Origin of the sequence: Streptomyces sp. HUAS TT7 (assembly GCF_051550175.1) — a bacterium.
Taxonomy (GTDB): domain Bacteria; phylum Actinomycetota; class Actinomycetes; order Streptomycetales; family Streptomycetaceae; genus Streptomyces.
Map to the genome: position 1 here is coordinate 2,651,692 of NZ_CP196175.1, position 25,723 is coordinate 2,677,414.

A 25,723-nucleotide genomic window follows, 5' to 3' on the forward strand; every position below is an offset into this window, starting at 1 on the left:
TTGAGGTTGCGTCGCCCGGTCCGGGTGTTGTTCCGGTTCCTTGCGATGCCTCAACTCTCGTCTCCCAGGGGCCCCTCCCACATCGGGCGAGTGCCGCATCTGTAAGGAGGTGCTGCCTTAGACGGGCCGGATGTGTCCCGGATACCTGACCGGTCCGTCTAAGGCGGGGCGGCGGGCGCCTTAGGCGCGCCCCGGGGAACCTCAGCCCTTGGTGCTGGGCAGCGCCGCGAACAGGTCGAGGTACATGCCCGCGGAGATCAGCAGGCCGATCACGCCGAGGACGACTCCGGCGAGGGCGACGGCCTTGACCCACACCGGCTGCTCGGCGTGGCCCGGCGTCCCGAAGGCGGGGCGGGCGAGCACGAAGGCGCCGACGACCAGGGCGAGCAGCGCGAAGACGCCGTTGACCAGGGCGGTGGTGTGCCAGGAGTTGCCGTAGATCTCCTGGATCTGCTGGGCCGCGGTGCCGTTCTGGGAGGTCTTGATCTGGCCGACCAGGGTGGCCCGCTCGGAGAGCGTCTTGCCCATCCAGGTGCCGCTGAGCGACACGGCACCGAGCGCACTGGCGACAACGGCAGCGGCGCCCGTACCGAAGGCCGGCCGGGGGGCCGGCTCGTCGTCGGGCTCGTCGGCGTCGTCCTCGTCGGCGAGGCCGTCTTCGGGCGCGGCCTTCGCGGAGTCCTGCGGGTCGGTGGCCCCGGCGGCCTGTGCGTCAGGGGTCTGGGCGGCCTCGGGGGCCGCCTCGACGGTCTCTCCCGCGGTGGCGGACGTGGCCCCGGTCTCGGCGTCCGTCTTGGCCCCGGTCTCGGCGTCCGTCTTGGGCTCGGTCTCGGCGTCGGTCTTCGTCGTGGCGGGGGTGGCGTTCATGCCGGGCACGCTAGGTGCCGTTTCTGAGAGCCCGCTGAGAGCTTCCTTAACGCGCGGCCCGTACGTTCACCGGCGTCCGCCCCGCACCGTCCTCAACTCCCGTGCCTTCAGCGGCCCGCCTGCCTCAGCGCCCCACCCGCGCCGCCCGCCACTCGTCCGCGAGGACCGCCCAGATCTCGCTGTCGTGCCGCACCCCTCGGTAGAGGTAGCTCTCGCGGAGCACCCCGTCCCTGGTCATGCCGAGCCGCCTGGCGACGTTGGTGCTCGCGGTGTTCTCGGCGGACGCCACCCACTCGACGCGGTGCATCCCGCGTACGTCCACGGCCCAGTCGATCAGCATCGTGATGGCCCGGGTGATCAGGCCGCGCCCGACCGCCGCCTCCTCCAGCCAGCAGCCGACCTCGCAGTTGCCCTGCGCCGGCTCGAAGGTCCGGAAGATGACGGCGCCGACCAGCGTGTTGTCGAGCCAGATGCCGTAGATGCGCCCGGCGTCGGCGGCCGCCTTGTCCGCGTACCCCTGGAGGAAGGCGCGCGCGGAGGTCAGGTCGGTCGCGAAGTCGGGCAGGGCGATGTGGGTCCCGATGTACTCGCGGCCCCGGTCCATGTGGGCGAGGAACTCCTCGGCCTGCCAGGGCTCCAGCGGGCGGAGCTCCGCCCCGTCGTCCCCCAGCGATACTGCGAACATCCCCGCTCCTCCATCTGAACCAAGTGATTGCTAGGGCACGAGCTGGTCGGTCCGGCCGGCCGCCGGCTGCTCCGGGATCTTCGCACGGCGGCATTCGGGAGCCTCGATGCTGATCCGGGGAAGCCTGCGGTCGAGCCAGCCGGGCAGCCACCAGTTGGCGCCGCCGAGCAGGTGCATGAGGGCGGGGACCAGGAGGGTGCGCAGGACGAACGCGTCCAGGGCGACGGCCGCCGCGAGCGCGATGCCGAACATGGCGATCACGCGGTCGCCGCTGAGCACGAACGCGAGGAAGACCGAAATCATGATCACGGCCGCCGAGTTGATCACGCGACTGGTCTCGGCGAGGCCGACCCGGACCGCCCGCCGGTTGTCGCGGGTCTCCAGCCACTCCTCGTACATCCGGCTGACCAGGAACACCTGGTAGTCCATGGACAGGCCGAAGAGGACGGAGACCATGATCACCGGCAGGAACGGTTCGATCGGGCCCGACCGGCCGAGCCCCATGAGTTCGCTGCCCCAGCCCCACTGGAAGACCGCGACGACGATGCCGAACGCGGAGGCCACCGCCGCCACGTTCATCGCGGCCGCCTTGAGCGGGATCCCGATCGAGCGGAAGGCGAGCAGCAGCAGGACGCAGCCGAGCGCGATCACCACGCCCACGAACAGCGGGAGTTTGCCGACGATGATCGCCGCGAAGTCGTCGTAGCTCGCGGTCACGCCGCCCACGTACGCCTTGAGCGAGCTGCCGCGCTCGGCGGCCGGGAGCACCTCGTGCCGCAGCCGGTCGACGAGGTCGCTGGTGCGCTGCGACTGCGGTGCCGAGTCCGGTACGACGGTCAGGACGGCGGTGCTGCCACTGCCGTTGTACGTCACCGGGCTCACCGAGGCGACGCCGCCGGTGGCGCGCAGCACGCCGGGCAGCCGCTCCATGGCGAGCCGGTCGGCGGGGCCTTCGAGTTCGGCGACGACGGTGAGCGGCCCGTTCACGCCGGGCCCGAAGCCGTCGGCGAGGAGGTCGTACGCCTGGCGCGTGGTCGTCTTGGCGGGGTTGTTGCCCTGGTCGGAGGTGCCGAGGTGGAGGGAGAGCGCGGGCAGCGCGAGCACCAGCATGACCACGGTGGCGATCGCGCCGAGCAGCTTGGGGTGGCGCTCGACGAAGCCGGCCCAGCGGGCGGCGAACCCGGTGGGCAGCTCGGGCCGCGGCCCGTGTTCGGCGAGCCTGCGGCGCTCACGGCGGCTGAGCGCCCGCATCCCGATGAACGAGAGCAGCGCGGGCAGCAGCGTGACCGAGGCGGCCACGGTCAGGACGACGGTGAGGGAGGCGGCGACGGCGACGCCGCCCAGGAAGCTCAGGCGCAGGATGAGCATGCCGAGCAGGGCGATGCACACGGTCGCGCCCGCGAAGACGACGGCCCGCCCGGTGGTCGCGACGGCCGTGCGGGCCGCTTCCCCGACGCTCATGCCCTGGCGCAGTCCACGCCGGTGTCTGGTGACGATGAACAGGGCGTAGTCGATGCCGACGCCGAGCCCGATGAGCATGCCGAGCATGGGCGCGAAGTCGGCGACGGTCATGACGTGGCCGAGCAGTGCGATGCCCGCGTACGCGGTGCCGACGCCGACCAGCGCCGTGGCGATCGGGAGCAGGCTGGCGGCGAACGAGCCGAACGCGAGGAACAGCACGACGGCCGCGACGACCACGCCCACGACCTCGCTGAGGTGCGCGGACGGCGCTTCGGTGAGGGATACCGCGCTGCCGCCGAGCTCGACGTCGAGGGAGTCGGAGGCGGCGGCCCTCGCCGTGTCGACGACGGCCTTGGCCTGCGCCTTGGGGACGTCGTCGGCCTGTTCGTCGAAGGTGACCGTCGCGTACGCGGTACGTCCGTCGGCGCTGATCCGGGCCGCGCCCTCGGCCCCGTACGGGCCGGTCACGGAGGCGACGCCGGGGAGCTTCGCGACCTGCGCGAGCGTGTGCTGCATCCTCTGCCGTACGCCGCTGTCGCGGACCGAGCCGGAGTCGGTGTGCCAGACGATCGAGTCGGTGTCGCCGCCCCGGCCGTGGAAGGCGGCGTCCAGCAGCGCGCTCGCCCGGCCGGACTCGGTGCCGGGGGCCTCGTAGTCGTTGGAGTAGGCGGAACCGGCGACGGCCGCCGCGGTCGTGGTGGCGCCGAGCGCGAGGAGCCAGAGCAGTACGGCGACGAGGCGGTGCCTGACACACCAGCGCGCGAGGGCGGCCAACAGAGTGCTCCCGGATGATTTTGTGGCTCTTTGACCGGGAACAGCCCGCAAAGAACGGCGGTGCGCAGGATGCGCGTCAGCCACTCTGGCAGTCAATAGAGATCGTTTGCCCCTTTCGTGGCCTTCCTCACAGGGCTCTTCTCCCGAATGGGGGCAAAGGGCCCGGAGTTCAGCGCCGAAGGGCCTCCGCGGGTTCGATGCGGGCGGCACGCAGCGCGGGGTAGGCGCCGGCGAGCAGGCCGGTGAGAGTGCCGATCAGCGGGGCGGGCAGCGTGGTCCAGGGGTCGAGGATGGCCGTCCAGTCGTGGGCGAGGGCGACCGAGAGCGTGACCACGATGCTGGCGGCGGTGCCGAGCAGCCCGCCGAGGGTGCCGAGCACCGCGGACTCGGTGAGGAACTGGGCGGCGATGTGCCGGGGCCGCGCACCCAGCGAGCGGCGCAGTCCGATCTCGCCGGTACGTTCCAGGACGGAGACCAGGGTGGTGTTGGCGATGCCGACGGTGCCGATGACCAGGGTGATGCCCGCGAGCAGCAGGAACAGTGAGTCGAGGCTGCCGGTGACGCTGTCCTGGAGCGCGTGCGGTGCGGGCGGCGGCACGGCCTGGAGGTGGTCGGGGCGGTCGGGCCGCAGCGCGAGCGGGGCCTGCTTGGCGATGAGCCGGGCGGCGCCGACGCGGGTCTGGATGAGCATGGTGGCCGCGTAGTCGGGCGCCGGGTCGCCGTAGTCGGCGCGGGCCGTGCGGTCGGGAATCATCACCGAGAGCAGCAGGTTGGGCAGCCGCTCGACGTTCTGCAGGATGCCGACGACGGTGTACGGGGTGCCGTTGACGAAGACGGCGGGCTGGGCCGCGAGGTTGCTGATGCCGAGGTGGCGGGCGACGGCCGAGCCGATCACGGCGACATGCATGCGCCTGCTGTCGTGGAAGGTGTTGTAGAGCGTGCCGCCGCCGAGCGTGGGCCCGACGGCCTGGAGCAGCCCCGGGCTCGCCGCGTACACCGTGAGGCCCTCGGCGCCCTGCGGGCCCGCGGCCGCTCCGGTGGCCGGTCCCGAGCGGGTGGAGACGGCGGGCGGAGTCTTGAACACCTGCCAGTACGTGCCCGCGTGGACGGCGCCGGACAGCCCCTCGGCGCGCTGGTCGGCGTCGTCGGGGAAGTCGTAGCGGGTGGCCGCGCCGGTCTGCTGTGCCGGGTCGGGCGCGCCGACGTCCTTCACGGTGACCTGGGTGGCGGCGAGCACCGTGAAGTCCGAGCTGATCTGGCCGCGCGCGGTGGCCGTCAGCCCGAGGATGGCAACGAACGCGCCGACGCCGAGCAGCGTGCCGAGGATGGTCAGGGCGGTGCGGGCCGGGCGTTGCAGGATGCCGGCCACGGATTCGGCCGCGAGGTCCCTGAAGACCATGCGGGTACGGGGGATGCCCGGGTGGCGCGGGCGCCGGGCCGTCCTCCTCACGCCGGGCTCCAGACGCTCGACTGCCCGCTGTCCTCGGCGAGTTGACCGTCACGGATGGTGATCGTGCGCCGCGCGCGGGCGGCGACGGCCGGGTCGTGGGTGATGACGACGAGGGTGATGCCACTGTCGTTGAGGGCGTCGAGCGTGTCCATGACCCGCCCCGCCGACGCGGAGTCCAGGTTGCCGGTGGGCTCGTCGCAGAGCAGCAGGCTGGGCCGGTTGACGAGTGCGCGGGCGATGGCCACGCGCTGGCGCTCGCCGCCGGACATGGCGGAGGGCAGCGCGTCGAGCCGGTGCCCGAGGCCGACGGCGAGCAGCGCGTCGACTGCCTCGGTACGCCGTCGGGCGCGCGGGGTGCCGAGGTAGACCTGGGCGAGCATGACGTTCTCGGTGGCGGTGCGGTACGGCAGCAGGTGGAAGGCCTGGAAGACAAGGCCGATGCGGTGTCCGCGCAGGGCGGTGCGGTCGGCCTCGGGCAGCCCGCCGGTGTCGATGCCGTCGAGCCGGTAGCGCCCGCCGGTGGGCCGGTCGACGAGCCCGATCACATTGAGCAGCGTCGACTTCCCGGACCCGGATGGCCCGACCACGGCGATGTACTCGGCCCGGCGGACCGTGAGGTCGGTGGGCCGCAGGGCGTGGACGGGGGGCGGCCCGGGGTAGGTGCGGGCGGCCGCGACGAGGTGAATGACGGCGGGGATGCCGGCGGGCACCGCCTCGGCCGCCTCCACCCCCGGCCCCTCCCCCGCCGCCCCACCTCGCCTGCGCCACCCCCTCACTGGCCCACCACCACCGCGTCCCCCGCGGCGAGCCGGAAGCCCGGGGCGGCCGTCACGGCCACGTACCCGTCGGCGTCCATGCCCGCGGTGACCGGGATGCGGTTCTGGGCACCGGAGGCGGCGCGTACGGACACTGAGGTGCGGCCGTCGGCGCCCGCGCTCACGGCGGTGGCGGGCACGACCAGGACCGGGCCGTTGCTGGACGCGGCGGTCACGGTCAGGCGCACGTCGAGGCCGAGCCACGGCGCGGGGAGTTCGGTGTCCGGGGTGACGGTCAGCGGGTAGCCGGCCCGGGCCTGCGGGGTGTCGCCGCCGCCCTGGCCGCCGCCGGACGAGCCGTTCTGCCCCCCAGTTCCCGAACTGCCGTTGCGCTGGCCGGAGTTGGATGCGCCCGTGGTGTACGCGCCGAGCGCGGTGATGGCGCCCTTGGCCTCCTGGCCGAGCACTTCGGCGGAGAGCTGGACCTTCATGCCCTCGCGCAGCGACGACTTCTGGTCCTGGGTGAGGACGGTCGTCACCACGGGCCGCCCCGAGTCGATGGTGAGCAGCGGCGGGGCGACGGCCGAGCCCACGGCTCCGTTGACGGCCGAGAGCCGGGCGGGGAAGGCGGGCACGAAGGTGAACTCGGCGAGCGGGAGCATCACCCCGGTGTGCGCGACGAGGTCGTCGAGGGCCTTCTGCGCGGTCGCCAGGTCCTGTTCCGCGTAACCGAGTTGGGTGGTGGCGGCCGAGATCGCGGCGGCCCCCTTCGCGCCGTCGCGGGTCGCGCGGGCCGCGGTGACGGCGCGCTGCGCGGTGGTGACGGCCTGGCGGGCCGCGGTGAGCTGCTGCTGGTCGGACGCGCCGTGCGGGCCGCCGGTGTTGGGCGGGTCGTAGCCGCGGTCGGCGTAGAGCGCGGCTACGGCGGTCTTGGTGCGCGGCCCGAAGGTGCCCGCCGGGTCGCTGTCGGCGTATCCGAGGCGGCGCAGCGCGTCCTGGAGTTCGCCGACGTCCTTGCCGGTGTCGCCGGGCTTGAGGTCCCGGTAGGCGGGCACCGGCCCGGACAGCGCGATGACGGGCCGCCCGGAGACCTCGACCAGGACGTCGCCCGGCGCCACCGCACTGCCGGCCTTCTTACGGATCCCGGTCAGGAGCAGCGCACCGGCCGCCGCCCCTTGGGACTGGCCCTGTACGGGCGTGAAGTTGACGCTGCCCCCCGCGGTGACGGTGCCGCGCAGGATCACCGACTTGGTGAGGACGCGCTGCTGCACCGGGGCGGTGAGCACGGTCGGGTCGGGCGCCCGCCGCCCGGCGGCGTCCTGCGCGGGGGAACGGACGAAGACCGAGGCGACGAGTCCGCCGACGGACAGCAGCGCGGCGCCCGCGGTGACGACCAGGAGAATGCGCTGACGCTTGATCAGAGCCGATGCCGTCGGCGGAAGTTGAGGTTCCGCGGACCGCGGTGCGGGCACGCCCGACGGACCGGCTTCCTTGTCCGGCCTATCGGCGTCCAGGGCAGTCGGAATACCCGATTCGGGCGTGGAACTGTCTGCCATTCGGGTCCGCCTGCCAGGTAGCCGCCCGGTCCGCTTGCGGGATCGGGCGCCAGCTTGATGTGCGGGACCGGCCGCGTCAAGAGGGAATTTCCGGGGTGCCCGGAGACAAGTGTGGCCGAATAACGGCTGTCGTGAACGCACGGAACCGGGGAGACCTGTCAGCACACGATCTTTTCCTGGCCTTTTCAACTGGGCTTCCCCGTCAGGGAATTCGATATTCCGGGCCACTGCCTTCACCCGGCCCTTCGCGGGATCCAGTCATGATTTCCCCGCACCCTCCGCCCCTGTCGTTCCATCGAGCCCATGGAGGCCCAGAGTCCGCAAAATCTCCATTGACCGGACGAACCGCACCACTTACGGTTCTCCTGCCCTGGGAGACATCCCGGGACACAGCGGTCTCCGGCCGGAACCGTGCAACAAATGAGCACGAAAGCTCGGCCTCACGTCATTTCTCGGGAAACTGAAGGGGATTCGTTGTGAGATCCAGATACGCGTTAGCCGTGGCCGGTGTCGCAGTCGCCGCCCTGACCGGCCTCGCCACCCCCGCATCGGCCGCGAGCACCCCGGCCGCCACCACGCTCGGCCCGGCCGCCACCGTCATCGGCATCGAGTTCGTCGACGCCAACTACCAGGGCGCGACGTACACCGTGACGGGCGGCACCTGCACCGCGACCACCTCGGACGTGGACTACTACATCAACTCCATGCCGGGCGGCTGGAACGATGTCATCTCCTCGTTCCGCAGCTATGCCAACTGCTGGACCAAGCTGTATGAGAACAGCAACCGCTGGGGCTCGACCTACGGGTTCGTCGGCGACTCCAGCTACGTCGGGGACGCGATGAACGACCGTGCCAGCTCCATCGAGTGGAGCTGACCGGATCCCACTCGGCTGCCGCCGCGGACCAGGGCACGGTCCGCGGCGGCGGCCGACCGGCGAACCGGCTGCTCCGTACCCCAAGCCCTGCGGGCACGAAGTCTGAAAGGTGGCCATGGACGCGCGAGTTCCACAGGGAGGGCGCCCGGGTGCGGCGACGCCGGCCAGGGTCCCCAGGGTATCGGGCCCGCCCCTCGCGGTGGCGGCGGCCGTGGCGCTGCTGCTCGCCGCGGGCTGTTCGAGCCCGTCACCGAAGGCGGAGCAGCCGAAGACCGGCGCCATTGTGAAGATCACCGATGCCGCACAGATCAAACCGCTGCCGCTGGACGCGTACACCCTCAATCAGCAGCAGTACCTGGACACGCTCAATGCCCAGCGCGTACTGGCTCGGCGGTGTATGACGCAATACGGAATCGACTGGCACGGCAGCGATGTGATCGACCCGGCACCCGTCGGCCAGAAACTCGACACGCTGTTTCTGATCATCGACGAGAACCGTGCCTCGCAGTACGGATACCACTCACCCGACGATCATTCCAAGGGCGGCTCCCAGGGCGGAAAGAAGTCCGGCACGGGCCCTGATCCGACCCCGGTCGAGAAGTCGGTCTTCACCGGCACCTACAAAGGCCCGGACATCAATGGCCATTCCGTCCCCAAAGGCGGCTGCAATGGCGTGGTGGAAGCCGAGTTGACCAAGGGCGGCGCACCTGGAGTGGGGATCTTGGACGCCGCGAACGTCATGATGGGCCCGTATCAGCAATCGAAGTCGGACAGCCGGGTCCAGGACGCGTTCGGCGCCTGGAGTACGTGCATGAAAGGCAAGGGGTACACGTACAAGAGCCCCGACGACGCCGTGAACGACCCGGCGTGGCGCTCGCCCCAGCCGAGTCCGACGGAGATCGCGACGGCCCGCGCGGATGTCGCCTGCAAACAGCAGACCAATGTCGTCGGCATCTGGTACGCGGTCCTCACCGCCTACGAGAACCGGTACATCGAGGACCACGCCGAGGACCTGACCAAGGTGAAGCAGCAGATCGACGCCACGCTGCGCAATTCGGCGACGATCCTCGCGACGGGGAGCTGACGTGAAGTCGGCCAAACGCCGGCGCATGGCGGTTGTGGCGGCACTCGCGGTGCTTCTCTCGATGGCCGGGCTCTCGGGCTGCGACGACGACTCGTCGCCGCAGCCCGCCACGACCACCCAGGGTGCCTCCCCCGGATGACTCCGAGTCGCGGTCAGCCGGAGATGCTCGGGCGGCCGTTCTCGATGTGGCCCATCAGGCGCCTGCGGAACGAGCCGCCGCCGTCCGCGGTCACTTCGAGGTCGTACCAGCCGTGCGCGTCGGCGGCGGAGTGCACCACGGTGCGGCTGCGGCCGGGCTTGACCGTCACGGTCCGCTTCCAGTCCCGCAGATCGGCCTCGTCGGCGTAACCGAGCGGCCGTACGACGAAGGTGACGGGCCTGTCGCCGCGATTGCGGAGCGTCAGATGGACGTCGCGGTCGTTGTGGTCGAGGTACGTCGTCACCTCGGCGGCGTCCGCGGCCCCTGCGCCCTCGAATTCCCGCCGGAACCCGTTCGGCCCGGTGACCGTGAACCTATAGGCGCCGTTCGCCCCACCGGTAAGGGGCACGCTCCATTGCGCCTTGCCCCTTACGTCCTTGTGCTGCGGCGCGGCGAACTCCTTGGCGTACGGGTAGAGCGCGAAGTGGGCGCTGGCCCGGCCGTTGTTGCTGAGCTGCACCTGGAGGGCGCCGTCGGCGACGCGTGCGTAGGCGTCCGGCTGGTACGGCAGCGGCCGGGCGGGCCGGGTGCCCTCTTCCTGTACGGGCATGTGCTGCTGGGCGGGCGGCTCGGGGCGCCAGCGTCCGCTCAGCGGCGGGATGGGGCCGGGGTGGGTCACGGCGGGCTGCGGCCTGCCCCGCTTGAAGTCGAAGGCGGAGGTGAGGTCGCCGGTGACGGTGCGCCGCCACGTGCTGATGTTGGGCTCGCGCACCCCGGTCCACTGTTCCAGGAAGCGGATCACGGAGGTGTGGTCGAAGACCTCGGAGCAGACGTAGCCGCCCACGCTCCACGGCGAGACGACGAGCAGCGGCACCCGCGCGCCGAGCCCGGTGGGCTTGCCGTCCCACTGCTCGTCGGCCACCTCGGGCGGAGCGACGGGCGGCGGGACGTGGTCGAAGAAGCCGTCGTTCTCGTCGTAGTTGATGAGGACGACGGTGTGCCGCCAGACGTCGGGGTGCTTGCCGAGCTCGTCGAGCACCTTGTAGACGATGGTGGCGCTGTGCACGGGCGAGGAGACGCTCGGGTGCTCGGAGTCGAGCGCCGAGGGCACCAGGTAGGAGACCTCGGGCAGGGTGCCGGCGGCGACGTCCTTGCCGAAGGCGTCGGCGAGCGTGCCGGTGGGAACCCGCCTCAACCCCCGTTCGAACAGGCCGCGTTCGGCCTTGGTGAGCGTGGCGACACCTTGGTCGAGCAGCCCAAGCAGCCTCTGACGCTCGGCGTTGTCAGTGGCGTCGCGTACAACGGAGTAGAAGGACTCCATGAAGGTGTGCCCGCCGGTCTTGGCGAGCGCCTTGCGCGCAATGGCTTTGAAGGTGGTGAAGAACTCGACCTGGTTGTCGGTGAAGTTCTCCCACTCGGTGTACGTCTTCCAGCTGCGCCCGGCCTTTTCGAGCCGCTCGGCGTAGGTGCCCCAGCCGTACCCGGGATGGGTCCCCTCGTCATAGGCGTCATTGCCGACAGCCCGCTGGCCGTTCGCCTCGAACCCGGTCTTCCCACTCCACAGATGATTGCGATTGGGGCTGGTGGAGCTGTGGATGGAGGAGTGGTAGGCGTCGCAGACGGTGAAGGTGTCGGCGAGCTCGTAGTGCAGCGGGATGTCCTGGCGGTCGTAGTAGGCCATGGTCGCCGAGGTCTTGGCGGACACCCAGTTGTCCATCCAGCCGCCGTTCCAGGCCTTGGCGCCGCCGCTCCAGGAGTGGTCGAGGGCGCCTATGTACTGGAGGTCCTTGTGCTGGGTGGCGGCGGCGCCACGCACGGGGAAGGGGAGGACGGTGCTGCCGAGCGGCCCGGGCTGCTCGAACACGGGTCGGCCACTGGGCAGTTGGAGGGCATTGCGGTCACCGAAACCGCGCACGCCCCTCAGGGTGCCGAAGTAGTGGTCGAACGACCGGTTCTCCTGCATGAGGATCACGACATGCTTGACCGCGCTCAGCCCACCGGCGGGCGGCCCGGCGGCCATCGCCGACTGCAGCGAGGGCGGCAGCAGCGACCCGGCCGCGGATGCGCCGAGTGCGCCGCCGCCGAGTGCGAGCAGGCGGCGCCGTGAGATGTCCGTGGCCAAGTGATCCTCCCGGGTTGTACGTGGTGAGGTGCGTCGGGGGGAACGGTAGTGACCCAGGGTGTCCCCCAGAAGGCCCTCCCCCGGCCCCCCGATGAACGTCCAAGCGCCCCCACCAAAAGTCCAACCCCCTGCCCTTCCCTGGGGGCTCGGCCCCCAGACCCCCCGCCCCTGTGGCCGATCGCGCAAGTTCCCCGCGCCTCTAACCCCCTTTTCAGCCGCGGACCGTGCGTGGCTGGTCGCTCCCCCAAGTTCTCGGCTTCGCTCGAACAGGGGGGACCCCCATCGCGGCGGAGCCGCACGTGTCACAGCCCCGCGCCCCTGGCAGCGTCGATCCTGGCCAGAACCCGGCATCTCCAGCCCGTCATGGGGGGGTCCCCCCTGGCCCTTAAGGCCTTGGGGGAGATTGAGGACGAGCGCCCTTAAGGCGCGAACGGGGTCCGGGGCGGAGCCCCAGGAAAACCTGCTCACCCCATTCCAACCCCCGGAGGCCACGCGGCGGAGCCGCAGAGTGTCACAGCGGGAAGGGGCGGGGTGGGGGAAAGCAAAGGGCGGCCCGCCCCGGGCAAGTCGCCGGAACGGGCCGCCCCTTGGGGGACGCGGACGTGAGGGCTAGCCCTCGACGCCCAGCTTCTCCAGGATCAGCTGCTTCACGCGCGCCGCGTCGGCCTGACCACGCGTGGTCTTCATGACCGCCCCGACCAGCGCCCCGACCGCCGCAACCTTGCCACCCCGGATCTTGTCCGCGATCGCCGCGTTGGAAGCGATCGCCTCGTCCACGGCGGAGCCCAGCGCACCCTCGTCCGAGACAACCTTCAGACCGCGCTTCTCGACGACCGCGTCCGGGTCGCCCTCACCCGCGAGGACACCCTCGATGACCTGGCGGGCCAGCTTGTCGTTGAGGGAACCCTCGGAGACCAGCGCCACGACCCGCGCGACCTGGGCCGACGTGACGGGCAGCTCGTCCAGGGCGACACCCTGCTCGTTGGCGTTGCGGGCGAGCTCACCCATCCACCACTTACGGGCACCCGCCGCGTCCGCGCCCGCCTCGATCGTCGCGACGATCGGGTCGACCGCGCCCGCGTTCAGCATCGACTGCATGTCGTGCTCGCTGACGCCCCACTCCTCGCGGAGCCGGTTGCGCCGCACCCGGGGCATCTCGGGGAGCGCGGAACGCAGTTCCTCGACCCACGCGCGCGCGGGAGCCACCGGCACCAGGTCCGGCTCGGGGAAGTAGCGGTAGTCCTCGGCGTTGTCCTTGATGCGCCCCGAGGTGGTGGAGCCGTCGTCCTCGTGGAAGTGACGGGTCTCCTGCACGATGGTCCCGCCCGAGGACAGCACGGCCGCGTGCCGCTGGATCTCGAAGCGGGCCGCCCGCTCCACGGAACGCAGCGAGTTGACGTTCTTGGTCTCCGAACGCGTGCCGAACTTCTCGACGCCGTGCGGGCGCAGCGACAGGTTCACGTCGCAGCGCATCTGGCCCTTGTCCATCCGGGCCTCGGAGACGCCGAGCGCCTTGATGACCTCGCGCAGCTCGGCCACGTACGCCTTGGCGACCTCGGGGGCCCGCTCGCCCGCGCCCTCGATCGGCTTGGTGACGATCTCGATGAGCGGGATGCCGGCCCGGTTGTAGTCCAGGAGCGAGTGCGAGGCGCCGTGGATGCGGCCCGTCGCGCCACCGACGTGCGTGGACTTGCCGGTGTCCTCCTCCATGTGGGCGCGCTCGATCTCCACGCGGAAGATCTCGCCGTCCTCCAGCTGGACGTCCAGGTAGCCGTTGAAGGCGATCGGCTCGTCGTACTGCGAGGTCTGGAAGTTCTTCGGCATGTCCGGATAGAAGTAGTTCTTCCGGGCGAAACGGCACCACTCGGCGATCTCGCAGTTCAGCGCGAGACCGATCTTGACGGCCGACTCGACGCCGATCGCGTTGACGACCGGGAGCGAGCCGGGCAGGCCGAGGCAGGTGGGGCAGGTCTGCGAGTTGGGCTCGGCGCCCAGCTCGGTGGAACAGCCGCAGAACATCTTGGTCCTGGTGCCGAGTTCGACATGGACCTCAAGGCCCATGACGGGGTCGTACGACGCCAACGCGTCCTCGTACGACAGGAGTTCGCTAGTCACGGTGAAACTTTCCCTCTCAGCCCAGCAGGACGTCGTCGTCGCCGAGGCGCTTCAGCTCGCGGTACAGCAGGGCGATGCCGGTGGCGATGGCGGCGGCGGAGACGATCGCGTCGACGAGCTTCAGCGTGTCGTGCTCCAGGCGGGCCTTCTTGACCTGCTTCGCCACGCTGATCGCGCCGAAGGCGGTGGTGCCCATGGACAGGTACGTACCGGCCTTGGACTTCTTGAAACCCTTGGCCTTGGTCAGTGCACTCACAGCGACGGAGCCTCCTCAAGCAGCGGGTGACCCCACTTTTCCACGAAGGCGGCCTCGACAGCGGCGCCCACCTTGTACAGGCGGTCGTCCTTCATGGCGGGGGCGATGATCTGCAGCCCGACCGGCAGCCCGTCCTCCGGCGCGAGGCCGCAGGGCAGCGACATGGCGGCGTTGCCCGCCATGTTGGTCGGGATGGTGCACAGGTCGGCGAGGTACATCGCCATCGGGTCGTCGGCGCGCTCGCCGATCGGGAAGGCGGTGGTGGGCGTGGTCGGCGAGACGATCACGTCGACCTGCTCGAAGGCCTTCTCGAAGTCGCGGGTGATGAGGGTGCGGACCTTCTGGGCCGAGCCGTAGTACGCGTCGTAGTAGCCGGAGCTCAGCGCGTACGTGCCGAGGATGACGCGGCGCTTGACCTCGTCGCCGAAGCCGGCCTCACGGGTGAGCGCGGTGACGTCCTCGGCGGACTTCGTGCCGTCGTCGCCGACCCGCAGGCCGTAGCGCATGGCGTCGAAGCGGGCCAGGTTCGAGGAGCACTCGGACGGCGCGATCAGGTAGTACGCGGAGAGCGCCAGGTCGAAGGACGGGCAGTCCAGCTCGACGATCTCGGCGCCGAGCGACCCCAGCAGCTCGACCGACTCGTTGAAGCGCTGGACGACACCTGCCTGGTAGCCCTCGCCCGCGAACTGCTTGACGACGCCGACGCGCATCCCGGCGACGGAACCGTTCTTCGCGGCCTCGACGACCGGCGGGACCGGCGCGTCGATGGACGTCGAGTCGAGCGGGTCGTGCCCGGCGATGACCTCGTGCAGCAGCGCCGCGTCCAGGACCGTACGGGCGCAGGGCCCGCCCTGGTCGAGGGAGGACGAGAAGGCGACCATGCCGTAGCGGGAGACCGCGCCGTAGGTCGGCTTGACGCCGACGGTGCCGGTGACGGCGGCGGGCTGGCGGATGGAGCCGCCGGTGTCCGTGCCGATGGCGAGCGGGGCCTCGTAGGAGGCGAGCGCGGCCGAGGAGCCACCGCCCGATCCACCCGGGATGCGCGTCAGGTCCCACGGGTTGCCGGTGGGCCCGTACGCGCTGTTCTCCGTCGACGACCCCATGGCGAACTCGTCCATGTTGGTCTTGCCGAGGATGACGACGTCGGCGTCCTTGAGGCGCTTGGTGAGCGTCGCGTCGTACGGCGGGATCCAGCCTTCGAGGATCTTCGAGCCGACGGTGGTCGGGATGCCCTCGGTGGTGAAGATGTCCTTCAGCGCGAGGGGCACACCGGCCAGCGGGCCGAGCTTCTCGCCGGCCGCGCGCTTGGCGTCGACGGCGCGGGCCTGCGCGAGCGCGCCCTCGCGGTCGACGTGCAGGAAGGCGTGGACCTTCTCGTCCACGGCCTCGATGCGGGCCAGGTGGGCCTCGGTGACCTCGACTGCGGTGAGCTCGCCGGACGCGATCTTCGAGGCGATCTCGGCGGCGGTGAGCTTGATGATGTCCGTCATGTGATTAGTCCTCCCCCAGGATCTGCGGCACCTTGAAACGCTGCTGCTCCTGGGCCGGGGCGCCGGAGAGCGCCTGCGCGGGGGTGAGCGACGGACGGACCTCGTCCGCGCGCATGACGTTGGTCAGCGGCAGCGGGTGGGAGGTCGGGGGTACGTCTTGGTCGGCGACCTCGGAGACGCGGGCGACCGCGCCGATGATGTCGTCGAGCTGTCCGGCGAAGTGGTCGAGCTCTTCGCCCTTCAGCTCCAGACGCGCCAGCCGGGCGAGGTGGGCGACCTCCTCGCGCGTAATGCCAGGCATGCAGCGATCCTCAGGGGTGAGTGATTGTGGTTTGGGCCCAATCCTATGGGGCGCGGCACCCTCACCACGAAACGGATTACCCGCTCACCCTCGGTCACCGCCTCCGGCCCCCGCCGCCGGGCTCTTCCCGGCCCGTCCGGGGATCTCCCACATCTGGTCATGCTCCGTTCACATCGCGTGTGCGGACGACTGGCTGACTTGGCGAAGTTGTCCAGCCAACTCGCCTCACCACGTCGTCCACAGAGAGGACCAGACCCGCCGTGTCCCCCCTCAGTACGGTCCGGCTCGTCGCGCCGGCAAGCCCCCGCGAGGGCGACAAGCTCGCCTTCCACTGGACCACGGACGCCCCCGATCCCAAGAACTGGATCGGCGTCTACGACGGCGACCGCAAGCCCGGCACCGGCTCCTCTCTGGTCTGGTCGTACGTCGCGGCCGCCTCCGGAGACCTCACGCTCGACACCTCGGGCCTCGGCGAAGGCGTGTACACCGCCTACCTCCTGGCCAAGGACGGCTACGGGATCCTCGCGCAGACCCCGCCGATCACGATCACCGCGAAGCCGCCGGTGGTGCCGCCGCACGCCGTCGTCGACTCCTTCACGACCGGGGAGTACGCGGCCGGGTCACCCGTGTCGATTCCGCTCGGCCCGCTGTGGGTGCGCCCCGCGGGCAACCCCTCCGGGACCCCGTCCTTCCGGCGGCTGTCCGGCGACTCCTGGCTGGGCGTCGGCGCCGACGGCACCGTGACCGGGACGGCGCCCGAGCGGCCGGGCGCGCACCCGGGCCGGATCACGGTCGCGGTCAAGGACAGTGCGGGCGCGAGCGACGTCGTCACCGTCCAGGTGCCGGTGCGCGCCGCCGGGGCGCGGCCGCGTCCGACGATCGCCTCGCTGAACCTCTGGGACGCGGGCACGCACGTCGACGGCGCACCGGAGAAGCTGCTGCGGCTCGTCCTCGGTCAGGGCCTGGACGTGCTCGCCCTCCAGGAGACGGGCGGCACCTCGGCCGAGCCTCTGGCCGACGCGCTGGGGTGGCATGCCTATGACACTCCGGCCGGGGTCGGCATCGTCAGCCGCTTCCCGCTCACGGAGACGGCCTCGCCGCTGGCCGGCACGGCGGCCGCGACCCTCCAACTCCCGGGCGGGCGGCGGCTGCGGCTGTGGACGGCCCAGCTGGACGAGGCCGCGTACGGACCCTATGCGGTACGGGACGGGCACACCCCCGCCGAGGTCGAGGCGGCCGAGCTCGCGAGCGTCCGGTACCGGCAGGCGACCGCGCTGCTCGCCGCGATGAAGGGCGACCTGGCCGCGCGCAACACCCCGGTCGTCCTTGCGGCCGGGCTCGCCTCGCCCTCGCACCTTGACCGGGCCACCAAGGTGCGCTGGCCGGTGACGGTGGCGCTCGGCGCGTCCGGCCTGCACGACGCCTTCCGCGAGGCGCACCCGAACCCGTCCCGTGAGCCCGGCACGACGTGGTCGCCGGTGCGGCCCGGGGAGCCGCAGGACCGCATCGACCAGATCCAGTACGCCGGGCCGCTCCACGTGGAGGCCGCGTACGCGCTGGTCACGGGCTGGCCGAAGCCGGTGCCGGACACCGCGGGGAACGGCTGGCCGTCGGACCACGCGGCGCCCGCCGTCACGTTCACCGTCCGCTGAGCGGCGTTCCTCCGAGCCGCCCTTCCTCCGAGTGCCCGGCACGTGCCGTTCACCGTCCGCCGAGCCACCTCCTGCCGAGACCTTCCGCTGAGCCGCGGCCCGTGCCGTTCCACCGTGCGCCGGCCGCCTCCCGCCGGGCCCACGCCACGGCACCCTTCGCCTCCCGCCGGGCCCTCGCCCCGTCCCGCAGCCGATCGATCCTGACCCGAAGGATTCCTCCGTCATGACTCCGCTCAGCCGTCGCGCCTTCGTGGGCGCCTCCGCCGCGACCGCCGCCGCTGCCGCCGTCGGCCTGCCCGAACCCGCCACCGCGGCCCCGCGCCCGAAGGGCAGCATCGAGGACGTCAGGCACGTCGTCGTCCTGATGCAGGAGAACCGCAGCTTCGACCACTACTTCGGCGCCCTCAGCGGCGTCCGGGGCTTCGACGACCGCCAGGCCCTGACGTTCCCGAACGGCGACTCCGTCTTCCGCCAGCCCGACGCGGGCCGCTCGGACGGCTTCATGCTGCCGTTCCGGATGGACACGACGAAGTACAACGCCCAGAACGCGGGCGGCCTCCCGCACGACTGGGGCACCGGCCACACCGCGATCAACGGCGGCGCGATGAACAAGTGGGTGGCCGCCAAGGGCGAGCGCACCATGGGCTACTTCACCCGCGAGGACATCCCCTACCAGTACGCCCTCGCCGACGCGTTCACGCTCTGCGACGGCTACTTCTGCTCGCAGGCGGGCCCCACCGACCCCAACCGCCTCTACCTGTGGACGGGCACCTGCGGCCCCGGCAAGGACGGCACGACCGGGCCCTGGACGGACAACACCCCGGTCACCGACAACCCGGTCGCGGACTGGACGACGTACGCCGAGCGCCTGGAGGCGGCCAAGGTCAGCTGGCGCGTCTACCACAACCCGTCGAAGGACGACCGGTACGGCGACTACGACGACAACGCTCTGTCGTACTTCAAACAGTTCCACAACTTCCCCACCAGCGACCCGCGTTACATCAACGCGATGACCAAGTTCGACCCGGCCGCCTTCGACAAGGACTGCAAGGACGGCACGCTGCCGACGGTGTCCTGGCTGGTGGCGCCGTATCTGTTCAGCGAGCACCCCTCGGCGGGGCCCGACTACGGCGCGCACTGGGTCGACCAGGCGCTCCAGTCGCTGTTCTCGAACCCCGAGGTGTGGAAGCACACCGTCTTCCTGGTCATGTACGACGAGAACGACGGCTACTTCGACCACGTACTGCCGCCGTCGCCCGAGCCGGGCACCCCGGACGAGTTCGCGGCGGGCCGCCCGATAGGCCTCGGCAACCGGGTCCCCCTGTGGGCGATCTCGCCCTGGTCACGCGGCGGATACGTCAACTCCCAGGTCTTCGACCACACTTCGGTACTCCGCTTCCTGGAGCTGGTGACCGGGGTGCGCGAGCCGAACATCTCGGACTGGCGCCGGGCGGTGTGCGGCGACCTGACGACCTGCTTCGACTTCACGAAGCCGGACTATTCGATCCCGAAGCTCCCCGACACGGTGGCCCTGATGGCGAAGGCGGACGCGGGCAACGCCCTGCCCGCCGTCAAACTGCCCCCGAACGGGGCCCAGTCGATGCCGACCCAGGAGCCGGGTACCCGCCCTCACCGCCCCCTGCCGTACCGCCCCTGGGCGGACGTCACGGTGAACCGCGCGACGGGCCGGGTCACCTGCACCCTGGCCAACCACGGGAAGGCCGCCTTCCACTTCACGGTGCTGCCGAACGCGGTGAAGCCCTTCACGGGGACGCCGTTCACGGTCGCCCCGGGCGCGTCGAAGACATACATCTGGGAGACCTCGGAGACCGACGGGCGCTACGACTTCACGGTCCACGGCGCCGACGGCTTCGTCCGCCGCTTCTCGGGCACGCTCACCCACCACGACGCCCCGGCCCCGCTCCCCTCGGCGACCGCGACCCTGCGCGGCCGGACCCTGGACCTCCACCTCCGCAACGAGGGCGCGGGCGAGGTGTCGTTCACCGTGTCCGACGACCGCACCAGCCGTACGGTGTGGGTCCCCGCGAGGGGCAGCTCATCGGTCAACTGGCCGTTGCAGGACGGAAGTTACGACGTCACGGTGACGGCGGCGAGCGGGACGCGGTTCGCGCAACGGTACGCGGGAACGGTTCACGGGGCGTAGGCGCGGCCCTGGGGGCGCGGGGCGGCAACCGATTGCGCAGTTCCCCGCGCCCCTAGCAGGATCGAGCCTGGCCAGCACCGGCATCTTCAGCCCGTCATGGGGGTCCCCCCTGGCCCTTAAGGCCTTGGCGGAGATTGAGGACGAGCGCCCTTAAGGCGCGAACGGGGGTCCGGGGGCGGAGCCCCCAGGGTCCTTTCACCCCCGGCGGCCACGCGGCGGAGCCGCAGAGTGTTACAGCGGGAAGGGGTGGGGCGGGGGCACAACCGGGGTCTGGGACGGAGCCCCAGGACTGGGGCTCCGGGTCACTGGACGGGCTGCCCAGAACCCTGTGTCTCCGCCTCAGCCCGCGCAGCAGCCGCAGCCGCCGCGATCTCCGCAGGCCGATGCCACCCGGAGTCCCCCCGCGCAAGCAACCAGGCCGTAGCCTCCGCAGGCGGCATCGCGGCAGCCACCAGCCACCCCTGCACCGCATCGCACCCCAGATCCCGCAACCGCTCCCACGTCTCGTCGTCCTCGACACCCTCCGCGACCACCAACAGCCCCAGCGAGTGCGCGAGATCGACGGTGCAGCGCACAATCTCCGCGTCCTCGTTGTCGATGGCGAGCCGAGCCACGAACGACCGGTCGATCTTCAACTCGCTGACCGGCAGCCGCCGCAGATGCACCAGCGAGGAGTACCCCGTACCGAAGTCGTCGAGGGACATCTTCACGCCATGGCCGGTCAGCCCGGCCATGGTGTCGGCGGCCCGCTGCGGGTCCTCCAGGAGCACGTGTTCCGTTATTTCCAGCTGGAGCGCGCCGGCCGGGACGCCGTGCCGGGCGAGGCGGGCGGCGACGGCCCCCGCGAAGCCGGGCGTGTGGACGTCGCGCGGGGACACATTGACGGCGACCGGGACCTTCAGCCCCTGGGCCCGCCACCGCGCCACCTGGGCGAGCGCGGTCTCCAGGACGTACTCGGTGAGGTGCGGCATCAGCCCGCTGGACTCGGCGATCGCGATGAACTCGTCCGGAGGGACCCGCCCGCGCTCGGGGTGCACCCAGCGCACCAGTGCCTCGAGTCCCGCCACCTGGCCGTCGAACTGGACCTTCGGCTGGTAGTGCAGCTCCACGTCCCCGGCATCCAGCGCGCGCCGCAGATCGCCCAACAGGCCGAGCCGGTCAGGGGTGTTGGAGTCCCGCTTGGACTCGTAGACCTCGACGCCCGTACGGTCCCGCTTGGCCTGGTACATCGCGACGTCGGCCCGGCGGAGCAGCCCCTCGGCGTCCAGCGCGTGGTCGGGGAAGAGCGCGACGCCCGCGCTGGCCTCCAGGACGAGGGTCAGCCCGTCCAGGTCGAGCGGCGAGGACAGCTCGGCGACCAGGCCTCGGGCTATCCGCATGGCGCTGGTCGCGGAGTCGCAGACGGGCAGTAGCACGGCGAACTCGTCGCCGCCCAGTCTGGCCGCCTCGGCGCCGCGCGGCAGAGCGGTCCTGAGCCGTTCGGCTATCTGGAGGAGGAGGCGGTCTCCGGCGAGGTGCCCGAGGGTGTCGTTCACCGACCGGAAACGGTCGAGGTCGATCAGTACGAGCGCGGAGCGGGTGCCGCTGTTCTCCGCCTCCTCCAGGGCCGACCAGGTGCGCTCCAGGAGCCACTGGCGGTTGGGGAGGCCGGTGAGCGGGTCGCGCAGCTGCTCCTCTGCGCGGGCCCGGGCGATCCAGAGCGTCGAGTCGAGGGCGACGAGCGGCACCGCGAACAGCGGGAGCAGCACGGGCACCGACATGGCGACGACGCAGATCAGCGGGGCGATCCCGAGCAGCGCGACGGCCACCAGACCCTGCCTGAGCAGGGCCGTGCGGGCGACGGTGGGCAGCCCGCCGCCGCGGGGCGCGAGCGCGTACCAGAGCAGCATCCTGGTGAGCAGCAGATACGTCCCGGCCGCGAGCACGATCTCGGGGGCGGTGGCGATGCTCCACTGGGTGGGCCACCACGGGTGGGCCACGCCCGGGGCCACGTCGAACGCGGCCAGGACCAGGCCCGCGGCTCCTACGCCGAGGATGTCCACGGCGCCGTGCAGCACGCCCTGGCGCCAGCGGTTGCGTCGCGCGGCGCCGACCAGGACCACCACGGCCAGGCTGACCAGGGCGGCCGGCAGCCAGCCGTACAGGAGCAGCACGGCGATGGTGAGGGCGGCTCCCGAACCGGTGCCGCCCCACCAGCGCTCACGGCCGAGCGCGACGAGATGGCCGACGATGATGCCGGTGAGGACGGCGAGCGACCAGCCCGTCGTCCCGCCCGGGAACAGGGCGTCGCCGTGCTGGACGGCCCGGTAGAGGCCGGTGGCGAGGACCACGCCCGCGAGGCCTGTGACGACGGCCGTCAGTCTGGACGAAAATCCCGTGAACCCGCGCAGCCTCACGGCCGGGGCGGTGCTCTCGGTCGGTTTCATTCCCGTCCCTCTCACAGCCGGCAGTGCCCGTGCACGCGATGGCCCCGATGTCATGCCACCACGACTGGTGCTGAACCCCAACCGCTCCACGAGCAGGGGCCATCAGCCGTGCACGACAGGCGCACATCTCAACAGTAGGCCGCAGAAGGCTCTGTCGGGCAGCGGTCTACAGCTCTTGCCCGAATGCCACCCAGCCACCCGCATCGGTCTGCTATGCGCCGAACGGGTGACTCCGCGCAGCCTCCAGGCCCCCTGTTACTACCCTCCTTTGTGTCTCATTCCCCCTCTGGGGCGTTGGGCATCGCGGCTTCTCTTGCCGCGTCGGGCCCTTGTTCCAGCAGAACGGCGAAGCCGTCCTCGTCCAGAACCGGAACCTTCAGCTGCATCGCCTTGTCGTATTTGGAACCCGGGCTGTCGCCGACGACGACGAACGAGGTCTTCTTGGAAACGGAACCGGTGACCTTGGCTCCGCGGCTCTGCAGCGCCTCTTTCGCGCCATCTCTGGTGTGCCGCTCAAGAGTTCCGGTCACGACGACGGTGAGGCCCTCCAGCGGGCGCGGCCCCTCGTCCTCGCCGGTGCTCTCGTCCTCCATGCGGACGCCGGCGGCCTTCCACTTGCGCAGGATTTCCTGGTGCCATTCCTCGGCGAACCACTGCTTGAGGGAGGCCGCGATGATGCCGCCGACGCCCTCGACCGCGGCGAGTTCCTCCTCGGTGGCCTGCTCGATGCGGTCGATGGAGCGGAATGCGCGGGCCAGCGCCTCGGCGGCGACCGGGCCGACGTGGCGGATGGAGAGCCCGGTGAGGATGCGGGCGAGCGGGCGCTCCTTGGCGGCCGCGATGTTCTCCAGCATCGAGACGGCGTTCTTGCGCGGCTCGCCGTTCATGTTGGCGAAGACGAGCGCGATCTTCTCCTCGCCGGTCTTGGGGTCGCGCTTGGGCAGTCCGCTGTCCTGATCGAGGACGTACGCCTTGATGGGCAGGAGCTGATCCATCGTGAGGTCGAAGAGATCGCCCTCGTCCAGGAGTGGCGGTGCGGCGGGCTCCAGGGGCTTGGTGAGGGCGGCTGCCGCGACGTACCCGAAGTTCTCGATGTCGAGGCTCTTGCGTCCGCCCAGGTAGAACAGCCGCTCCCTCAATTGGGCGGGACAGGACTGGGCGTTGGGGCAGCGAAGGTCGATGTCGCCCTCCTTCATCGGACGCAGCGGAGTCCCGCATTCCGGGCACTCGGCGGGCATCTCGAAGGGGTACTCGCTGCCGTCCCTCAGGTCGGCGACGGGGCCGAGGATCTCCGGGATGACGTCCCCGGCCTTGCGCAGCACCACGGTGTCGCCGATGAGGACGCCCTTGGCCTTGACGACGTCCTGGTTGTGGAGGGTGGCGAACTCGACTTCGGAGCCGGCCACGGTGACCGGCTCGACCTGGGCGTAGGGAGTGACGCGGCCGGTGCGGCCCACGCCCACGCGGATGTTGACGAGCTTGGTGTTGACCTCTTCGGGCGCGTACTTCCAGGCGATGGCCCAGCGCGGGGCGCGCGCGGTGGAGCCGAGGCGGCCCTGGAGGGGGATCTCGTCGAGCTTGACGACGACGCCGTCGATCTCGTGCTCCACCACCGAGTGCCGGTTCTCGCCCATGTAGGCGATGAACTGCCGCACTTCTTCGAGGGACTTGACGACCTTGTTGCGCTGGGCGGTCGGCAGACCCCATTCGCGCAGCAGGTCGTACGCCTGCGAGAGGCGGTCGATGTCGAAGCCCGCGCGGGCGCCGATGCCGTGCACCACCATGTGCAGGGGTCTGGTGGCGGTGACCTTGGGGTCCTTCTGGCGCAGCGAGCCGGCGGCCGCGTTGCGCGGGTTGGCGAACGGCTTGTCGCCCGCCTCGACCAGGCGCGCGTTGAGGCCCTCGAATGCCTCCATCGGGAAGTAGACCTCGCCCCGGATCTCGACGAGCTCCGGGATGCGGTCGCCCTTGAGGCGGTCCGGGATGTCGGCGATGGTGCGCACGTTGGGCGTGATGTCCTCGCCGGTGCGGCCGTCGCCGCGGGTGGCGGCGCGGGTCAGCCGGCCGTGCTCGTACGTCAGGTTCACGGCGAGGCCGTCGACCTTCAGCTCGCACAGGTAGTGGTAGTCGGCGGTGCCCACGTCCTTGGCGATGCGCTCCGCCCAGGCCGCCAGCTCCTCGTCGTCGAAGGCGTTGTCCAGGGACAGCATCCGCTCGCGGTGCTCGACCGAGGCGAAGTCCGTCTCGTAGGCGCCCGCCACCTTCTGGGTCGGCGAGTCGGGTGTGCGCAGCTCGGGGTGCTCGTCCTCCAGGGCTTCGAGCGAGCGGAGCAGCTTGTCGAAGTCCCCGTCGCTGATGACCGGTTGGTCCTTCACGTAGTACCGGAAGCGGTGCTCCTCGATCTGCTCGGCGAGGAGCGCGTGCTTCTCCCGTGCCTCCGCGGGCACCGCTGCGTTCTGTTCGCCAGCCACCGTCATGTCCTCCCGTTTCCCGTCTTCCCCGTCACTCAGGGTTGTCCGCGAGCGATCTCGCCGCCCGGACGCAGTGGGCGAGCGCGGCCCGGGCATAGGCCGGGGACGCACCCGCCATACCGCACGCCGGGGTGATCACAACGGACTCGCTCAGAGTCCCCGGATTCAGCCCCAGCCTGCGCCACAGCGTCCTGACACCCATGACGCTACCGGCAGGGTCTGACAATGGGCCGTCGGTGCCCGGCACCACTCCGGCGAAGAGCTTGATGCCACTCTCGGCGGCCTCGCCGATCTGTTTGTCATCACGCTCGGTGAGCAGCGAGAAATCGAACGACACCCCGGCGGCGCCGGCCCGCCGCAGCAGGGCGAACGGGACGTCGGGGGCGCAGGAGTGGACGACGACGGGGCCGTCGTGCACGGCGACGACGTCCCTCAGCGCGGCCTCCACGACCTGCCGGTCGACGGCCCGGTGGGTGCGGTATCCGCTGGCGGTACGGATCTGCCCGCGCAGCACGGAGGTGAGGGAGGGCTCGTCCAGTTGGAGCACGAGCTGGGCGCCGGGGACGCGACGGCGTACGTCGGCGAGGTGGTCGCGCAGGCCTTCGGCGAGCGATCCGGCGAGGTCGCGGCAGGCGCCGGGGTCGCCGAGGGAGAGCTCGCCGTTGCGCAGCTCCAGGGCTGCGGCCAGCGTCCACGGCCCGACGGCCTGCACCTTCAGCGGCCCGGTGTACTCCTGGGTGAACTCCTCCAGGGCGTCGAGGTCCTCGCCGAGCCAGGACCTGGCCCGCCGGGTGTCCCGGCCGGGCCGGTCGCTGACGCGCCAGCCGCTGGGCTCCACATGTCCGTACATCTCGACGAGGAGCCCGATGGTCCGCCCGATCATGTCGGCGCCGGGACCCCGCGCGGGCAGCTCCGCGAGGTGGGGGAAGTCGCCGCTCGCCCCGTCGGCCCCGATCAGCGATCCGGTGACGGTCTTGGCGGTCTCCCGCGCGTCGCCACCCGGCATCGAACCGACGCCGGTGGCGGGCCCCCAGGGGAAATTGCTCTGTTCGCTCACCCCGGAAGCGTACGCAACCGGGC

General features: G+C 71.2%; 19 protein-coding genes. 5 read left to right on the forward strand and 14 right to left on the reverse strand.

The features are described 5' to 3' along the window. Positions 1 to 201: 201 nt before the first annotated feature. From ACSHXC_RS11730 to ACSHXC_RS11755, 6 genes are all read right to left on the reverse strand, one after another. Positions 202 to 867 (reverse strand): hypothetical protein, encoded by a 666-nt coding sequence (locus ACSHXC_RS11730; protein WP_438291522.1) that lies wholly within the window; start codon positions 865 to 867, stop codon positions 202 to 204. A gap of 124 nt (positions 868 to 991) precedes the next feature. Further along, on the reverse strand, positions 992 to 1,552 hold the full coding sequence (locus ACSHXC_RS11735; RefSeq protein WP_438291523.1) for a GNAT family N-acetyltransferase: 561 nt from the start codon (positions 1,550 to 1,552) through the stop codon (positions 992 to 994). A gap of 30 nt (positions 1,553 to 1,582) precedes the next feature. Continuing rightward, a complete protein-coding gene (locus ACSHXC_RS11740) occupies positions 1,583 to 3,787 on the reverse strand; it encodes an MMPL family transporter (protein ID WP_438291524.1) in 2,205 nt (734 codons plus the stop codon). A gap of 169 nt (positions 3,788 to 3,956) precedes the next feature. Beyond that, positions 3,957 to 5,186, reverse strand: a complete 1,230-nt coding sequence (locus ACSHXC_RS11745) for an ABC transporter permease (RefSeq protein ID WP_438291525.1) — start codon at positions 5,184 to 5,186, stop codon at positions 3,957 to 3,959. A gap of 47 nt (positions 5,187 to 5,233) precedes the next feature. After that, a complete protein-coding gene (locus ACSHXC_RS11750; RefSeq protein ID WP_438291526.1) occupies positions 5,234 to 5,965 on the reverse strand; it encodes an ABC transporter ATP-binding protein in 732 nt (243 codons plus the stop codon). A gap of 44 nt (positions 5,966 to 6,009) precedes the next feature. Continuing rightward, positions 6,010 to 7,464, reverse strand: a complete 1,455-nt coding sequence (locus ACSHXC_RS11755; RefSeq protein ID WP_438291527.1) for a peptidoglycan-binding protein — start codon at positions 7,462 to 7,464, stop codon at positions 6,010 to 6,012. Between the two features lie 584 nt (positions 7,465 to 8,048). Here ACSHXC_RS11755 and ACSHXC_RS11760 point away from each other — a divergent pair. The 3 genes from ACSHXC_RS11760 to ACSHXC_RS11770 all read left to right on the forward strand — a co-directional run bounded on the left by ACSHXC_RS11760 (position 8,049) and on the right by ACSHXC_RS11770 (position 9,646). Beyond that, on the forward strand, positions 8,049 to 8,423 hold the full coding sequence (locus ACSHXC_RS11760) for a hypothetical protein (RefSeq protein ID WP_438291528.1): 375 nt from the start codon (positions 8,049 to 8,051) through the stop codon (positions 8,421 to 8,423). A 211-nt stretch (positions 8,424 to 8,634) separates the two neighbouring features. Further along, positions 8,635 to 9,507, forward strand: a complete 873-nt coding sequence (locus ACSHXC_RS11765; RefSeq protein ID WP_438291529.1) for a hypothetical protein — start codon at positions 8,635 to 8,637, stop codon at positions 9,505 to 9,507. Between the two features lies 1 nt (position 9,508). After that, a complete protein-coding gene (locus ACSHXC_RS11770) occupies positions 9,509 to 9,646 on the forward strand; it encodes a hypothetical protein (protein WP_438291530.1) in 138 nt (45 codons plus the stop codon). 13 nt (positions 9,647 to 9,659) lie between these two features. Here ACSHXC_RS11770 and ACSHXC_RS11775 read toward each other — a convergent pair whose 3' ends face one another. The 5 genes from ACSHXC_RS11775 to gatC all read right to left on the reverse strand — a co-directional run bounded on the left by ACSHXC_RS11775 (position 9,660) and on the right by gatC (position 15,930). After that, the gene (locus ACSHXC_RS11775) at positions 9,660 to 11,768 is read right to left on the reverse strand and encodes a phosphocholine-specific phospholipase C (RefSeq protein WP_438291531.1); all 2,109 of its coding nucleotides are present in this window, start codon (positions 11,766 to 11,768) and stop codon (positions 9,660 to 9,662) included. 609 nt (positions 11,769 to 12,377) lie between these two features. Next, entirely contained in the window at positions 12,378 to 13,883 is a 1,506-nt protein-coding gene (gatB, locus tag ACSHXC_RS11780; RefSeq protein ID WP_438291532.1) for an Asp-tRNA(Asn)/Glu-tRNA(Gln) amidotransferase subunit GatB, read from the reverse strand. 16 nt (positions 13,884 to 13,899) lie between these two features. Continuing rightward, the gene (locus ACSHXC_RS11785; protein WP_189963931.1) at positions 13,900 to 14,139 is read right to left on the reverse strand and encodes a hypothetical protein; all 240 of its coding nucleotides are present in this window, start codon (positions 14,137 to 14,139) and stop codon (positions 13,900 to 13,902) included. After that, positions 14,136 to 15,629, reverse strand: coding sequence for an Asp-tRNA(Asn)/Glu-tRNA(Gln) amidotransferase subunit GatA (gene gatA, locus ACSHXC_RS11790; RefSeq protein ID WP_438291534.1), 1,494 nt, complete (start codon positions 15,627 to 15,629; stop codon positions 14,136 to 14,138). Before gatA ends, ACSHXC_RS11785 begins: the two co-directional genes overlap by 4 nt. Positions 15,630 to 15,633: 4 nt before the next feature. Then, a complete protein-coding gene (gene gatC / locus ACSHXC_RS11795) occupies positions 15,634 to 15,930 on the reverse strand; it encodes an Asp-tRNA(Asn)/Glu-tRNA(Gln) amidotransferase subunit GatC (RefSeq protein WP_003966094.1) in 297 nt (98 codons plus the stop codon). Between the two features lie 260 nt (positions 15,931 to 16,190). On the opposite strand from gatC, the gene ACSHXC_RS11800 reads away from it, so the two are divergent. Beyond that, positions 16,191 to 17,582 carry an endonuclease/exonuclease/phosphatase family protein gene (locus ACSHXC_RS11800; RefSeq protein ID WP_438291535.1) on the forward strand — a complete coding sequence of 464 codons (1,392 nt, stop codon included), beginning with the start codon at positions 16,191 to 16,193 and terminating at the stop codon, positions 17,580 to 17,582. Between the two features lie 223 nt (positions 17,583 to 17,805). Beyond that, a complete protein-coding gene (locus ACSHXC_RS11805) occupies positions 17,806 to 19,746 on the forward strand; it encodes a phosphocholine-specific phospholipase C (protein ID WP_438291536.1) in 1,941 nt (646 codons plus the stop codon). Positions 19,747 to 20,048: 302 nt separating this feature from the next. Here ACSHXC_RS11805 and ACSHXC_RS11810 read toward each other — a convergent pair whose 3' ends face one another. The 3 genes from ACSHXC_RS11810 to ACSHXC_RS11820 all read right to left on the reverse strand — a co-directional run bounded on the left by ACSHXC_RS11810 (position 20,049) and on the right by ACSHXC_RS11820 (position 25,700). Then, positions 20,049 to 22,172, reverse strand: a complete 2,124-nt coding sequence (locus ACSHXC_RS11810; RefSeq protein ID WP_438291537.1) for a putative bifunctional diguanylate cyclase/phosphodiesterase — start codon at positions 22,170 to 22,172, stop codon at positions 20,049 to 20,051. Positions 22,173 to 22,447: 275 nt separating this feature from the next. Beyond that, a complete protein-coding gene (gene ligA / locus ACSHXC_RS11815) occupies positions 22,448 to 24,649 on the reverse strand; it encodes an NAD-dependent DNA ligase LigA (protein WP_438291538.1) in 2,202 nt (733 codons plus the stop codon). 25 nt (positions 24,650 to 24,674) lie between these two features. Beyond that, positions 24,675 to 25,700 (reverse strand): methionine synthase, encoded by a 1,026-nt coding sequence (locus tag ACSHXC_RS11820; protein ID WP_438291539.1) that lies wholly within the window; start codon positions 25,698 to 25,700, stop codon positions 24,675 to 24,677. Between the last annotated feature and the right edge of the window lie 23 nt (positions 25,701 to 25,723).

Coding starts and splice junctions, on each gene's coding strand:
- ACSHXC_RS11730 (WP_438291522.1), bottom strand. CDS start 867: ATGAACGCCACCCCCGCCACGACGAAGACCGACGCCGAGACCGAGCCC.
- ACSHXC_RS11735 (WP_438291523.1), bottom strand. CDS start 1,552: ATGTTCGCAGTATCGCTGGGGGACGACGGGGCGGAGCTCCGCCCGCTG.
- ACSHXC_RS11745 (WP_438291525.1), bottom strand. CDS start 5,186: ATGGTCTTCAGGGACCTCGCGGCCGAATCCGTGGCCGGCATCCTGCAA.
- gatA (WP_438291534.1), bottom strand. CDS start 15,629: ATGACGGACATCATCAAGCTCACCGCCGCCGAGATCGCCTCGAAGATC.
- gatC (WP_003966094.1), bottom strand. CDS start 15,930: ATGCCTGGCATTACGCGCGAGGAGGTCGCCCACCTCGCCCGGCTGGCG.
- ACSHXC_RS11805 (WP_438291536.1), top strand. CDS start 17,806: ATGACTCCGCTCAGCCGTCGCGCCTTCGTGGGCGCCTCCGCCGCGACC.
- ACSHXC_RS11810 (WP_438291537.1), bottom strand. CDS start 22,172: ATGAAACCGACCGAGAGCACCGCCCCGGCCGTGAGGCTGCGCGGGTTC.
- ligA (WP_438291538.1), bottom strand. CDS start 24,649: ATGACGGTGGCTGGCGAACAGAACGCAGCGGTGCCCGCGGAGGCACGG.